A 14,072-nucleotide genomic window follows, 5' to 3' on the forward strand; every position below is an offset into this window, starting at 1 on the left:
CCAACCCGACGAATGTTGCTACGTAGACAAGATGACAGGCGTTGTTGATCTCTTATGGAGAGCTTGTTTCTTCTGAGTTATTTACGGATAAATCTTATTATTAGTAATTATTGACACCTTCCGATATATGAATAGGAATGTATTTCTTAAGTTTTGACTTATGGGCTATTCATGTAAAACGATCGAACGTATTTTCTCGGCTCATTCTATATCTGAGGATAATCTATGAAATGTCTTTCTACGTCAGTCTTTGTTTTGGTCACGTCGTTGGTATCTGGGGCTGTTGAGGCAAAAAATTTAAGGGTTGTTGGTGGAACCGACGCCGATTACAACAATTGGAGATTTTTTGGACAAATCATTGGTGAAAATACTGATCAAAGCAGTTGTGGTGCAAGTTATATAGGTAATAATTACATGTTAACTGCGGCGCATTGTGTGAGCCGATATCAAACCCCAGATGCGATAAGAGTTAAATTTAGTCCAAACAACTATTCGTCTGAACCTGAGAAAACCGTCCTTGTTACACAAATCATTTTGCACCCTAGTTATAACAAACAAGGGGATCAATCTTATGATGTTGCTGTATTGAAGATAGACAATGTTTTGCAGGGCGTAGAAACGGTTACCTTACCGACCTTGCCTTTAAATCAATATGTTGTTCCAGGAGTATCACTTGAAGCCGTTGGATTAGGCACAAAAGTTATTGGCAACATTAAACCCTCTAAACTGCAACACGTTTCAATAGAGTATGTATCGAATGAGACTTGCATTAATTCTCAGGAATTCTTAAATGAAACTAATATCGGGGTAACGAACTTCTGTGCTGGAGACGCGACAGGAGCAGGGCTGAAAGACACTTGTACAGGTGATAGCGGAGGGCCACTTATTTTGCGCAGTGGAACTCAATCAATGCAACTGGGTATTGTTAGCTTTGGAATCGGCTGCGCGAAGCCTAATACATATGGTGTTTATACAGACGTTCCTAAAATGGTAAGTTGGATTAACTCGGTGACGGCAACAACAAGATAGTCACTAGACTCATTCCTTCTTAGGAGTCAACCTCCTATCTCATTTCATCATTAAAGAACATAGAAAGGGCTCGCGGCTATACGTTGTCCTTTCTATGAGTCGACTCTGATGTTGGCGTATTGCTCTCTAAAATACATATCTTGCTTAATGGGCGTTGGTCAGCTGACCATCACTTGGCGGCTTTTCTAATGGAATTGATAAATATGTTTTGATTAAAATTATTTTAGTTATTAATTTAACTTATAAATTAGACGCGAACAGTGTTGGTTATTTATGAGATTTATTTTATATCGGTCAGTGTGCATCATGCCTTTATTTTGGGTGATCACGTAAAACAAACGTATGAATAGGTTGGAAAACAACAGCAAGGTTGCGCTGGATGAGGTCAACAATATCGAGGTTATGAATGGAACACGCATTGGCATTGTTCAGCGTTTCAGTCTTTAGCGAGGTTTCAGTCTTTAGCGAAGTTTTAGTCTTTGGCAGTGTTTTGGCTTTTGGCAGCGTTTTGGCTTTTGGCAGCGTTTTGGCTTTTGGCAATAGTAAGGCGTCTGTTTGAATATGCGCTTGCTCATTGTAGAGGACATTCCCGCTTACAGGCAGTTTTTATCGCAATTGTCGTCGTCTGAGCAAATCGGTCATTGCGACAGCGCGAGCTGCTTAGAGCAAGCTTTCGAGTTGGTTAAAGAACATCAATACGATTTAGCCTTGGTTGATTTGGGCTTGCCCGATGGAAACGGACGAGAGCTTATTGCGCATTTAAGAGCTCAGTCCCCGAAAACCGAAATTATGGTGCTGACCATTTTTGGCGACGAAGACAACGTGCTCAAGGCGATTGAAGCAGGCGCACGAGGTTACTTGCTAAAGGACACCCCATTCGAACAGATCGAGCAGGCGATAGCCAACCAATTGGCAGGGGGAGCACCTATGAGTGCCGCCGTGGCTGCCCATGTGTTGAACCAAATTCAAGCTGGGCAAAAAGAGCCGTTACCTAATCCATTAACCGGACGGGAAAATGAGGTGCTGACGTTGCTGGCAAAAGGGTTAAAAAGCAGTGAAATCAGCAATGTAATGGGGATTTCTCATTACACAGTGAACGATCACATCAAAGCCATTTATCGCAAACTGGAAGTCAACAGCCGCTGCGAAGCGGTGTATGAAGCCAATCAGCAGGGGCTGATAAAGTAACGAACGCTGAGTCACGTTACGTCGGCTTCACAAGCCCCTGTCTTTACTCTTGTTATTTTGCTTCCAGCACCATAATGCGTTCTTCCAATCTCTGAACTTGTTGGTGCAGTTGTTTAGTGGTTTCCAGTAGTAAAGGAATCAACCCTTCATAGTCGACACTTTTCATGCCTTCGGCATCTTCATCCACCAAAGATGGGAGCACCGCTTCAACTTGCTGTGCAATCAACCCGTATTCTGGGGTGTTGCTGTGGCTGTCTTTCCACAAAAACGTCACACCATTTAATTGGTTGAGGAGTTGATGCGGGGATAGGATAGGGTGGATGTTTTTCTTCAGCCTTTCATCCGATGTTCGGCGAAAGTTACGCGCCATGATCGCTCCGGTGTTGCCATCGACATGGATATCGGGCGTGTCTTTAGGTGTAATGACTTTAATGGAGCCCGTTTCGTTGTCGGTACGTTCCGTCACCTCCGCCAAGCTGCCCACACGGATTTCTTTCCGACATTCCTGCTCTTCACTGAACACTTTGTCGGATACGGTTGACTTGGTGCGAACTTGAGTGGGCGTGATGATCGTACGATTGGTGCGGCGAGAAAACTCCGAAGTAATGATTAAATTGTCGTTTAAAATTTCAATACCTGGACCTGTATTTTCTTCGGCTTTCTGACCAAAACGAAAGTGGTTAGCGATGTTGTCGATCCGGCGAGTGCCGAGTTTGATGTCAGTAGTCATAGTTCCGTCCTTTTAGTTATGAATGGGGGTTGAAAAAAGCCCGAATGGTAAAGGGGTTCCCGAGCTGCTGAGGGTGCCGTTGGCTTCTTCTAAATCGAATGAGAAGGTCGCGCCATTGATCACCACTTGCAGATTCACGTTGGCGACTTTGCTTACCCCTGATGTCGCGCAGCGAAGGCGCAGTTTGCTCACGGATTTCATGGGTATTCGTGCTTCGGTATCCAATACCACTTGTTCGGAGGCGTAGAGCTTCATCGCCCCCTGATTCACCAGTGGTTTCACCACCAACGGGAACTTGCGATCCCCATAATGGAGGTTGAACACCAGCTTTTTGGCGTTGCTTCTCGCCTGTACCGTCAGCGTTGCACCCAGCATGTCAAGAGTTTGATGAGGGATCAGGTTTCGCAGCGAACCATTGAAAGGAATCCCAAGTTCCTCTGCCGCTTTGCGAATGCGGTAGTTCGGCGCGATTTGCCCCATCACCTTACGCAAGCTAAAAGTATGGTGGTCGGTCATCATGGATTTTAGGCGCGCAAAGTATTGGTTTGCCCCTGATTTATTGGGGTGAAGCATATGGGCTTTTTGACAAGACACGGCAGAGATCAGGTTTTGGCCCAAATCCAAGCCTTTCGATGATGAAAAACTTAATGTTGCCTGATATGTCGGGCACATTTTGACGCGCTCACGCGTGACCAAAGGGTCGCCCCTCAGCCCCCATACCTGCGATTGCCGTGTGAACATGGCTTTGCTGGCCGACAAACCGGGGTGAACAAACCAGATGGGTGCTTTGCCGCTGGAAGTCAGCCGTTGGTTGACTTTGGTCGCTGCGCGCATGGCACCCAGTTCCATGGCGGTGTAGAACAGGTAAGCATTGAGTTTGATGATGTCGAGTTGGTTGGCGGGCACAGTCAGCGTGTTGCCCATCCAACCAAGAATGTCATCCACAGGGGTCAGTGCTTCAGCAAATTCGATGAGGGTATCGGCAAAACGGTTTCCGGTTCGAAAATTGGCCACTTCCTGCAATACGGAACCCGCTTGTTCCATCACATCCAATACCTGCTCAACACTTTCAAATTTTGAATGTGGGGAGACGGCTGGGAAGTAACCCGTATAGATGATCAGTGCGTTGGGGCACTGGTTTCTGGCTTTCACTAGAAATGGAATCAGGCGGTCGTCGATCAGCCCATCCAGCTTTTGCACCGTCTTTTCAAAATCGGTGGCGGCAGACTTAAATCCCACATCATTCGCAATACCATTCATCAGCAGCAAGTCGACCGTGTCGGGTTGCTCGATCTCGGTGAGTTGCTTGGTAATGGTTGGGTACGATGAAGGCAGTTCGCCAAAGTAAATGGGTTGGGGTAAGTGGGTGTCGTAACTCGGGCGTCGGTGGTGCTCGTTGTCATGCCCGATGATGGCGCCGGAATGGGCTTTGTGATCGCCCGTGACGGGTTGGTGAAGATCCCGCACGTTGGCGCCACTATTCACGTTTTGGCGAAGCCAACTGACGAGTTGATTTGCATAGGTTAAGTGACGGGGAATGCCTTGTCCCCACATCACGGAATCACCAATAACGGCTATTCGCATTCTGTCCTCCTTGAGTTTCGATGACGGTTATTTTGCTGGGTGTGCTTCGTCTCGCGTGTGCGTTACCAGCGCGGCAACTGCGCGAGACAGTGGTGGATAATGTCGGCGTCCCGCACGTTTTGAGTCCCTTTAATGGGCGCGATCAGTTCGGTGGCGGTGTCCACGTTAATGCCTTCGTGGCCGCGCCCCGCGACCACTACGATTTCATCGGGCTTTTGTGTTTTTAGGGCTTGGTAAATGGCGTCCGTCCGGTTTTGGATAACTAAAGCGTCCGGCAGCACTTTTTTGAGCGGCGCGAAGATCTGTTCGGGCGGTTCGCTGCGCGAGTTATCGCTGGTGATAAAGGCTCGCTCAGCAAATTGCCTGACGCTTTCTGCCATAGGTGTGCGTTTCGTTTTGTCTCGGTCACCACCGCAGCCGAACACCACCACCAGCTTTTTACCAAACGCTTGGTGCAGTGAATTCAGAGATTTGATCAGCCCGTCTGGGTTGTGGGCAAAATCGACAAACACCTGTCGATTGCCTTTTGTGATGATGGGTTCTAACCGGCCAGGAGGCAGGGAAAGTGCTGGAATGTACTGGCAAGCTTGTGTGAGTGCTTCCTTACCGTAAAGGCTCTGGACGATGCCGAGCGAAGTCAGCAGATTTTGTACGTTATGCTCGCCAAAGAACGGGCATTCTCCCTGCCATACATAGCCGTCAAGGTTGAGCGTTATATCGGATCCCTCTGGCTGTCCAAACCATGCTGGAGTGGATGTGGAATGGGCAAACAACTTAGCGCGCAATCCAGCGCTTTGGCTGGCTTTGACCCATGTTGTATGCATGGGATCTTGTTGGTTTATCCATACTTCACCGCCTGTTTTGCAATGCTGAAGCAGTTTGAGTTTGGCGTTGAGGTAGCCTTCTAAGGTGGAGTGGTAGTCGAGATGATCGTGCGTCAGGTTGGTAAACGCGGCGCAATCAAATGTGAAATGCTGGTATTGCCCAATCTCTATCAAGCGGCTGAAGCATTCCATCAAGCAAACGTCCACTTGGTTCTGAGTAGCGAGATCTTGGATAAATTCGTGAACTCGTTTGCTGGAATTGCAATACCAAGGAACCTCTTCAAACTCCCCCTCCAAGCCGACCCCTAACGTGCCCCAACTGGCAGCATGGATGCCCAGTTTAGAAAGCAACTGTCGTGCTAACTCTACGCTGGTGGTTTTGCCGTTGGTGCCGGTCACCGCTGCCCATTTCATCGTTGAATCCTTTCGATTAATTGACGGGTATTTACGTTACGCCGATGGGGGGGATTCACCATCCCCAGTTTTAGGGGGGCTTGGTTGCAGAGTGGACAGCAATGGCAGTAGACTGAGTTTTTATAAAATAGTGAACGGTATGCAATCGAGCGAAAGGACATCGCCATGCTGGGCTAAAAACGCATTTCGAGAAGGATTTGTGCGCTTGGCGATCATCGTTTTGGTGCCAGTTGTGGTCATTTATGCCCTAGTGTCGCTGCTGAAGTATGGCGATCAGGTGTCGCTGCCTTCGGTGCAGTCGGGCGTTTTGGTTCTTAAAGACAATGAAACCACCAAGATGATAGATGTTGCGCTACCTCATAATTACAGCCAGCACCTCAACTTTTCTTATGGCGAGTATCGGATCTCGCTTCCCAAAGTCGAGAAGGCGTCGAACGCGACGACGGCGCTCTTTCTGCCGCCTTTTCGTGACACTGCCGAGTTTTATTTGGGTGACCGGTTGATCTGGCAGACTGCGCCAATTGCCCATTCTCGCGATTCTATGATGCCAAGGTTTCGCTATCGTCCTTCTTATCATGAGCTGCCTAATGCGTTATTTGATGGGGGAGAACGGTTACTCACTGTAAAAATTGCGTCCAGCGGCGGGCTGCAAATGCCCGAGATTTTTTACGGCACGCCAGCACAAGTGAAGCCTTACTATCAGTTTCAGTACTGGTCACAGATAGGGCTGCACATCGTGATGCAGTGGCTCACTCCGCTGATTACCCTATTTTACCTGTTGCTGTGGTGGTTCCGGCGTAACAACACCGAATACCTATTCTTCGCATTGGGTGTTGCGTGTTGGGCATTGAGTAATATGACGTTTACGGTGTCTTCCTTGCCGATTTCTCAGCAAACTTACTGGATGACCACCGTCACGGTACAGCCTTTTCTAACCTTGTTTATGACGTTGTTTGTGCATCGCTGGTATCAGTTGAAACGTCTTTCAATCGAGTGGGTTGCCGGGGTTGCAACAGGGATTGTGGCGGTATCGTCTTTTGTGCTCTACGAATACGAACCAACTTGGCTCTGGTGGCGATTTAACGAGAGCGTTTTACGCGGCTATGTGGCGTTGAGCTCGGTGTACATTGGCTATGTCTTGGTGGCTCAGGCATTAATCAATCGCAGTAGGAGCGCTTTGTTGCTTGCGACGACAGGGATGATGGGGGTGATATCTGGAGTGCTGGATTCTTTGGATGGGATGCAGCTTTTGTCGATGCATTTTCCTTTGAGCGCCCATGCAAACTTGCTGATATTTTTAACACTGTGCGTGCTTCTTATCTATCGTTATGCCAGTGCACTGAACCGAAGTGAAGAGCTGCAAAAGACTTTAGAGCAAAAAGTGGTGGAAGCGGTTACGCTCTACAAAAAAGAACAGGCGGTTGCCCACGAGTTTGAAAAGAAGCAAGCATTAATGGATGAGCGGCAAAGCCTGCTTTCTGACATGCACGATGGTCTTGGCAGCCAGTTGGTGGAGCTGATTACATTGCTGAGAGCCCCCACCACCAATCAAACCGATATTCAATTAAAGGCCACACAATGCCTGAATGACCTTCGGCTGATTCTGGATTCGCGAAACCCGCTATTTGATGCGCAGTTTAGCGTGCTACTTGGCCAGTGGCGAGCGCGCATAGAGCCGATTCTTCAAGCTGCCGATATCAAACTGGAATGGTCGGTGGAATGTGAAGACAGCGCAGTCCTCCTTTCACCACACACGAAACTGGATTTACTCCGCATTTTGCAAGAGCTCATGACCAACGTGATCAAACACGCCAATCAGGCCTCTTCTGTCCGTTTTCGTTGCACCCAATTGGGTTCAGAACTCATCATTCAGATTCGGGATAATGGAAAAAATTCAAACAGTAGGGTTCAAACGAAACCGAGTGGGTATGGGCTTGCCTCCATCGGAACAAGAGCAAAAAAGATGAACGCTAAGTTTAAGCTGGAGCTCGGAGAAGAAGGAGGAATGGCGGAGGTAAGCCTGCCACACAGTGTGTACCTATCTAGGGGGGAAGAACAGAGTGGAAATGAAACATAGAGCAGAGATGAAGAATCAGGTATAGATAAAGAATCGGAGAGTTAAAGAATGGCCGTCATGTCTTTGAGCGCTTTACGAATGAAATAATTGGACTGATATTTGAATTCATATTCCATATAATCAATCGCTTAATATTCATTTGATAGGAAATGCCATGCGTGAGATTGCCCCTATGTTGATTCGAAGAATAAAAACATTGCCGTACCCGTATTTGTACGAACTTTCGCAGTTCACCCATGACAAGCGTGGTGGGCTAGTGACTCAAATCAATGAGTTGGCAAAAAACGCCTATTCACAGCCGGAGTCACTCAATCCAGAAACACTTTCATTCGATGAACTGCATGCCGTGGTGAATAAAAATCCCTCATCTTGGATGTTTTGTAAGGATAAGCAATGGCGTGTTCAAGGCTTTGTGCATGTTCAGATCATTCGAAAAATCGACGCCGAAAATCTTAAGCTTGGAAAATTGGATGAAAACTCGATAAGTCCTTCGCCTGACCCCACCAGCAAAGACAATTGCATTCATATCGGATCCATCGTCTCAAAAAACTTTCCATCGTCCTTGAAAGACAACACACTGTTTTGTTTGCTTGCGGGGGTGGCCGATAAAATCAATCAATTAAGGGAGCAAAACCCGGCATTGAAGGAAGTGATATGCTGCGATTTCGAGGATTGTTCGGGGGACAGGCATTTTAAAGACATCTTATCGAAATATGGCTTCAACGACGTCGGGATCACAACAGGCGGAGACACCGTTTATTTGTTGAACTTAGAAGCGAACACCAGGCCATTTTCTGAGTTGATTTCACTGACGGCTCAAGTGCGAGCGTCTCACATCAACAATGGCGCAAACCCAAACACGACCTTGAAAAATCTGCTCAAACGTATCCTTCAGGGCGATATTTCATTCAGTCAGTGGGCAAGCTTATGCAAAGAAAACAATTATATACAAGTGCTACTTGGGATTGTGTTTGTCGTTGGTATTGTGGCATCTATCAAGACAATTTTTGGCACCTGATGTCAACCACTTATTATTCACCCAATGGTGACGGTTCCTCCCCCCACAACAGAGCCCCCGCAACTGACGGCATCTCCAGAGCGGGCAACAGGTTTACCGTTTACAAACACGGTACCAGAGCCTGCCGCGATGCTGCGACCATGAGGCGGATGCTTAGGCTTTGAATGGGGAACGAGCGGATCACCGACTCGCGCAATGGGAATGCCATCGGCTTTTACGTCGGGAGATGCGCCACAGACTGGTGTCGGAGGGAAACCGTCGTGACCAGTGCCAATGTTTCCTAAAACTACTGCGTTACCCATGGTTTCCTCGCTTTTGTGATGCTTTGTATGGGTTATATTCTCGAAAATGATGCCCGTCAAGTTTGAGTGCGAGTTAGGCAATTATCCGCTTATAAAGCGATTTTTCTACTAGATTAAGTTCACAAAAATCGCTACAAGCACTGGGGTGTTTCCGAGGTGGATCTATTTATTTGCTCTGCAGATCTCTTCATTAAATTGGTGAATGAGCTTCGTGTATTCAGGCGAAAGTTCGAACGCTTGGATGATTTTGGCTATGGGGTAATCAATAGCGGCGGCTAAACGAGCCAAAGCCCAAAGTGTGATGCGATCATCGGTGGTTTGCTTTTCTTCAGCCTCTTGATAGGCATAGCGAATGACATCGTTGAGGTCCAGCAGCCGTTCTTCTTTCCCCAGCTTAGAAGGCAGTTCCTTGATGCGTTGCCAAAGCAGCCTTTCAAACTCGTACACTTTTCCTTCTTTTTTGTATTCCCAACTGGGTAGAGGCTCTGTAGGTCGATTGTCCCAACATCGGTTCACCATTTTGACAGGCTTCGAGGGTTTAACAGGTGGTTGATAGCGATACACTTTTTCAACGCGTTCTTTCACTATAGGGAACAGCGGGATCCCAAGTTCGTCCGCTTTCTTTTTAATGCGCTTCGCTAACCCTTCTTGGTACTTACCATGCACGACATACGTATCGAGCTCTTCTGATGTATAAGACGACAGATATTCGTATTTGCCACACCCATCCAACCATACTTTAATGCTCCCTCCAGGGATAAGCCCAAAGACCAATCTTCTGTAATAACATTTGGTATTTCTGGGGCTTTTTCTGGGTGTTCTCATGATCGCTTTGATTTCTTTGGTCAGTTTAAAACTGTAAAAGAAGGAGCGCCTCTCCAATGTGGAATTCCAATGAATATCAATTTCATCTGGCAGAGAAACGTACTCCAAAAATGGATGAGTTCCTGATACCGCTAGATAGTCTAAAGGCAGCCCCAGCCCGTCGTAGTTTGGAAGCCGCTTTTTGGTGACGCTTTCATAAGTACGAAACCGTCGGTACAGTTGCTGGCTAAAAGGCATCATGGGTGACGACCAGTCTTCTTGATAGTTAATGCCAATAATGTTTCTGGCTGATATGGCATAAAATGGCGAAGTGACCACCGATATTTTCCACGGAGCCAAGCCTTCGTCATTGTCTTGAGGCGTTTGTGCTAGCAAGTTCATTGGGAACAGGAGCAACGCAAGAAGGAAGAGAGCGTGTTTAATCATATCAATACCCTTTTCGAGTAGGCAGCACTTTTCTAATCAGCCCATTGTTGGGTTGGTTAGGAACAATTGCCCCATAGGCAACGCTTGCTACGTCCGAGGAATGGTGCACTAGCCCACCTGAAATCAGCGCTTGCTTAAACGCTTGATTTTGGTTTAACAAAGGCAGTACTTTCCCTGAGTCTTTGGCCAATGTATAGCACTGTTGGCATATTTCTTTAAAGCTGAGGTTTGCAATGCGGTGATCTTCAACCGCGAGCAACGCATCATCCTCAAGGAGGTATTCATCAAATATAAACGGGGCATTGTGAAATTGCGCCAAACCTACCATTAACCGCAGGTAAAGCCGAGAAAGATCCCCTTCGACCGCCCTTTGTATATACAGCGTCCCTGTTGTTTTATAGCCCATAATAATCAAACCGTACTTATCGTAAACTGGCTGAGTGCGCAGTTCGTGTTTGAATACGTCACCCCATCCCAATGCGTTTTCGATATTCTTGAACGCCTTAAGTCGCGCTAGCGCTTTATTCTCGCTTCTCTCTTTGGTTGTACCAAAGATTTTCACCTTTCTTAGCGCCTTCTTTTCCATTCTTGGCAGCAGGTAGTCTTTCTTACTGAAACCTAAACGAGAGTGATATCCCCCACCAAGGTCTGAATGGGCCCCAGGAAGAGTGTATTCAGAAAAATGAGGGCTGTGGTTATCGTTGAGTTGGTTTAGCGTAAAGTTAAGCCGATATTCCGTTTGAGAGTCGGCCACAAGGTGGACGACTTGCTCAATTCGCTCTGGATCGAGCCACAGCTTCACGTCGCCATTGTCGGTATTGTCGGCAGAAATATCAAAACCATTTCGAACTGACCAGCCATTCACTACGGCCGCCACAGTATCGAAGATACCGACAAATTTTATGGCTGTATCCTCCTTACCATTAAACCCAATTTTCAGAGGAATACGTTTTTCCGTGCATGCTTTATCAAGGAGGCTAAAGAAAGGGATATTGGTGTTTTCGTGTACGGTATTAACAAAGTGCCGTGCCGCCGCCGCCCCTCGGCTAAAACCCAAGACATCAAATTTTAAGCAGCCAAGTCCATCTACGCCATACTCAGTTGTATAACGTGACCAGTTGAATTGTATGTGTTCTAACAGGCTATCAATACCAGTTTCAACCTTCTTCTCTATCCCAAAGTCTCCCGTCCCAGTTGCATATCCTAGCTTTGATTCTTCCGCAGGCCTCGCAATATCAATGTCATTACTGGTTCCAATACCGGTAATGTACACCCTTTCAACTAGGTCATGATCCAAAAATTCGCCATCTAAATAAAGATCGAACAACTTTTGTATATTCGTGTGCTCGTTTTCGGCACTGGTGCCTGGCTCCAGTGCATCAGGGTATTTTAAGGAGCGAGGGGATAAATAGGTCGGGTTTTTATTGCCTTCCACTAAATAGAAGGACTTCCAAATCGGGTAGTATTTTTCGAACTGTTGCTTACCCCACGTTGCGGAGTATGAATTATTTAATGTGCCATCAAAAAACATACCGATGCGCAAGCTTAAAAAGTTGAAGCCTTTTATTTCAATCGCGTAACTATTGTTGACTTCCAGATGAATGTTGTTTTGGCTGCCTTTTTTATGGTGTTTGAATCTACCTAGATCTCTAATGAGCTTGTTTCTCTTTTGCTCTTCTTTATAGGCATAGGTTTCTATGTATTTTATTCGTCCAGTCAGGTAATTATAGCTAGAAAGCCGCTTTTCATTTTGAGTTTGCTCTAGAGACACCAGATCGGATACGGTGCCTTGCAAATACTGGAAGCAACTATTTGAATAGCCTTCAGTACCCAGCCACTCTTTTAATACTTCTGATTCATCCGATTCTCGGCGAGTGCGCTTTTGAGCCTCTTTTAGCCAACTCTCGTGTTCAAGTTCTATCGTCACTCGGCCGTTTTGCAAGTTTTTTACCAATATGGGCTTTTCTGAAAGTGTAATCCGGTGCTCGACTCCTGTAGCCTCTACTAGTTTTCCTTTTATCCCCGAAAATGGCTGATTGTGCTCATCCCTGACAACAATTTCAATCCAGTTAGATTCTTTTTCACAAGGTGCGCAGTAGGCTAACGTGCTCATAATAGGGATCCCCACTTACGTATACCTTCGACTTCTTGAGCTGAGAGGTGCAACTTTTCTGTCAATGCTTTTAGTGTGATGTCTTTACTCGTGGCAAGAAGATTCGCGAGTGCGTAAGTTTCCCTGTCACTTTCCGTACATTGGGGGTGTGGTGTGCTTTGTAAGTACTGGTCAATTTGGTGAGCTGGGTCGTCATGTTGTCGAATGAGTTCTGGAACAAATCGCCATAGGTGCCTTTCCAAATGTTTGGCGTGAATGGCTGTTTTATAAAGCGGCTTTAAGTGAGTATCTTTCATTACCCACCAAGGTGAAGTTTTTGGTTGAAACAATTGTTCCGATGAGTTTTGAAACTGAGTTACCTTTTCTTCAAAATAAACAGCGACTTTTTCAGCATTGCCTAAGAATAAGTTCATGTCACTTTGGCTCATCGTAGGGAGCATTGGAGCAATAACCATTGGGTCATGGTATCGAAACAAAACCTCTTCTCCATCCAATATGGCATGAAACAAACTTGAATAATGCTCAATGAGTGTATGATATTCGGCGCTTGAGGCGATAATTATACCTAAATGCAAAATGTCTTCTGGTAGAGATAGGATGTTATCTCTAATGGGAATCATCCGAGGTGAAAGCGATTTAAGATCACGAAAGTAGGATTCATGAAAAAATGTGTGAGCATCTTCAATTTTATGAATACCTTCACTACGAATAGCAAGATCGAATCCTTCGCTTGATACTATCCAGTACAGCGTATTGCTATCGATGTGGTTGTTTATCCAATCTTTGATCATTGATCAACCTTACTTATAGGGCACAGTTTTACCGCTGGAATACTACTCTTTTCAGCCTGAGAGAAAGCAGCTAACTTGACATTGGGTTGCGCAGCTTCGAGTGAAGCCATCATTTCTGGTTTGGAAGCTTCCTCTGGGGCTGAAGGTGCACTCAGGTTGTTGGGGGTTATTGCATTTCTCCCCCCAAACCCACTGCCACTCCCAGCGCTGCCGCCTGCGTTCAGGCTGATAGCAGGGCCCACCAAGTGGACGCCCGCTGGGTCGATTTTGACAAAGCTGCCGCCTGCTTTTACGGTGATTTCGGATCCCGCATCCAGCACAATTTTTCCGGCTTTAAAGTGGGTTTCCATTCCGGCTTCGCAAAGGATTTTTGAACCCGCTTTGGTATGAAAAGAGCCATTGACGATTGTGGATTTGTCGGCGGTGATTTTCACTCGGCTTTCCCCATCCACCGTGAGGTGCTGATGGTTTTTCACATGGGTAAACTGGTCGTTATCCACCGTGTGGTGTTCATCGTTATGAATGTGGGTGGTACTGTCATTCTGAACATCCCGCTCCAAATCTTTTTGAGCATGCAGGTAGACTTTTTCATTGTCGGCTTGGTCTTCAAAACTCAGTTCATTAAACCCATCGCCTTGGTGGGTTTCACTGCGGATGACCGTTTTGGTCTTGTTGTCCGGCAAAGTGTACGGCGGAATGTTGGTGGCGTGATAGGTGCGCCCTGTAATAATCGGCTGGTCTGGGTCGCCAT

At 46.6% G+C, this 14,072-nt stretch carries 13 protein-coding genes; 4 read left to right on the forward strand and 9 right to left on the reverse strand.

Annotated features, from left to right (window positions below; all coding sequences use genetic code 11):
- Positions 1 to 225: 225 nt before the first annotated feature.
- Complete coding sequence (locus tag HC752_RS12940; protein ID WP_190335578.1) at positions 226 to 1,029, forward strand: S1 family peptidase; 804 nt, start codon at positions 226 to 228, stop codon at positions 1,027 to 1,029.
- Between the two features lie 312 nt (positions 1,030 to 1,341).
- Here HC752_RS12940 and HC752_RS12945 read toward each other — a convergent pair whose 3' ends face one another.
- Positions 1,342 to 1,569, reverse strand: coding sequence for a hypothetical protein (locus tag HC752_RS12945; RefSeq protein WP_190335579.1), 228 nt, complete (start codon positions 1,567 to 1,569; stop codon positions 1,342 to 1,344).
- Positions 1,570 to 1,590: 21 nt separating this feature from the next.
- Here HC752_RS12945 and HC752_RS12950 point away from each other — a divergent pair, with 21 nt between their 5' ends.
- On the forward strand, positions 1,591 to 2,217 hold the full coding sequence (locus HC752_RS12950) for a response regulator (RefSeq protein WP_190335580.1): 627 nt from the start codon (positions 1,591 to 1,593) through the stop codon (positions 2,215 to 2,217).
- 52 nt (positions 2,218 to 2,269) lie between these two features.
- Here HC752_RS12950 and HC752_RS12955 read toward each other — a convergent pair whose 3' ends face one another.
- The 3 genes from HC752_RS12955 to HC752_RS12965 all read right to left on the reverse strand — a co-directional run bounded on the left by HC752_RS12955 (position 2,270) and on the right by HC752_RS12965 (position 5,769).
- A complete protein-coding gene (locus tag HC752_RS12955) occupies positions 2,270 to 2,947 on the reverse strand; it encodes a tail fiber domain-containing protein (protein ID WP_190335581.1) in 678 nt (225 codons plus the stop codon).
- A gap of 12 nt (positions 2,948 to 2,959) precedes the next feature.
- Positions 2,960 to 4,531: a hypothetical protein gene (locus HC752_RS12960; RefSeq protein WP_190335582.1), complete on the reverse strand. Its 1,572-nt coding sequence runs from the start codon at positions 4,529 to 4,531 to the stop codon at positions 2,960 to 2,962.
- Between the two features lie 62 nt (positions 4,532 to 4,593).
- Positions 4,594 to 5,769, reverse strand: a complete 1,176-nt coding sequence (locus tag HC752_RS12965) for a Mur ligase family protein (RefSeq protein WP_190335583.1) — start codon at positions 5,767 to 5,769, stop codon at positions 4,594 to 4,596.
- Here HC752_RS12965 and HC752_RS12970 point away from each other — a divergent pair.
- Positions 5,744 to 7,846, forward strand: coding sequence for a sensor histidine kinase (locus HC752_RS12970; RefSeq protein ID WP_342029473.1), 2,103 nt, complete (start codon positions 5,744 to 5,746; stop codon positions 7,844 to 7,846). The two genes, HC752_RS12965 and HC752_RS12970, sit on opposite strands and share 26 nt — an antisense overlap.
- Before the next feature lie 154 nt (positions 7,847 to 8,000).
- Positions 8,001 to 8,864, forward strand: coding sequence for a hypothetical protein (locus HC752_RS12975; protein WP_190335584.1), 864 nt, complete (start codon positions 8,001 to 8,003; stop codon positions 8,862 to 8,864).
- 17 nt (positions 8,865 to 8,881) lie between these two features.
- On the opposite strand, the gene HC752_RS12980 is transcribed toward HC752_RS12975, so the two are convergent.
- The 5 genes from HC752_RS12980 to HC752_RS13000 all read right to left on the reverse strand — a co-directional run.
- Positions 8,882 to 9,166, reverse strand: a complete 285-nt coding sequence (locus tag HC752_RS12980) for a type VI secretion system PAAR protein (protein ID WP_190335585.1) — start codon at positions 9,164 to 9,166, stop codon at positions 8,882 to 8,884.
- Between the two features lie 162 nt (positions 9,167 to 9,328).
- On the reverse strand, positions 9,329 to 10,417 hold the full coding sequence (locus HC752_RS12985) for a DUF2931 family protein (RefSeq protein WP_190335586.1): 1,089 nt from the start codon (positions 10,415 to 10,417) through the stop codon (positions 9,329 to 9,331).
- 1 nt (position 10,418) lies between these two features.
- Entirely contained in the window at positions 10,419 to 12,530 is a 2,112-nt protein-coding gene (locus tag HC752_RS12990) for a phospholipase effector Tle1 domain-containing protein (RefSeq protein ID WP_190335587.1), read from the reverse strand.
- A complete protein-coding gene (locus tag HC752_RS12995) occupies positions 12,527 to 13,321 on the reverse strand; it encodes a DUF4123 domain-containing protein (protein WP_190335588.1) in 795 nt (264 codons plus the stop codon). The genes HC752_RS12990 and HC752_RS12995 overlap by 4 nt, the downstream gene beginning before the upstream one ends.
- Positions 13,318 to 14,072, reverse strand: a 755-nt coding sequence (locus HC752_RS13000; protein ID WP_446751440.1) for a bacteriophage T4 gp5 trimerisation domain-containing protein, incomplete at its 5' end; no start/stop codon positions are given. The genes HC752_RS13000 and HC752_RS12995, both read right to left, overlap by 4 nt.

It is taken from the genome of Vibrio sp. S9_S30, assembly GCF_014694455.1.
Lineage (GTDB): Bacteria > Pseudomonadota > Gammaproteobacteria > Enterobacterales > Vibrionaceae > Vibrio.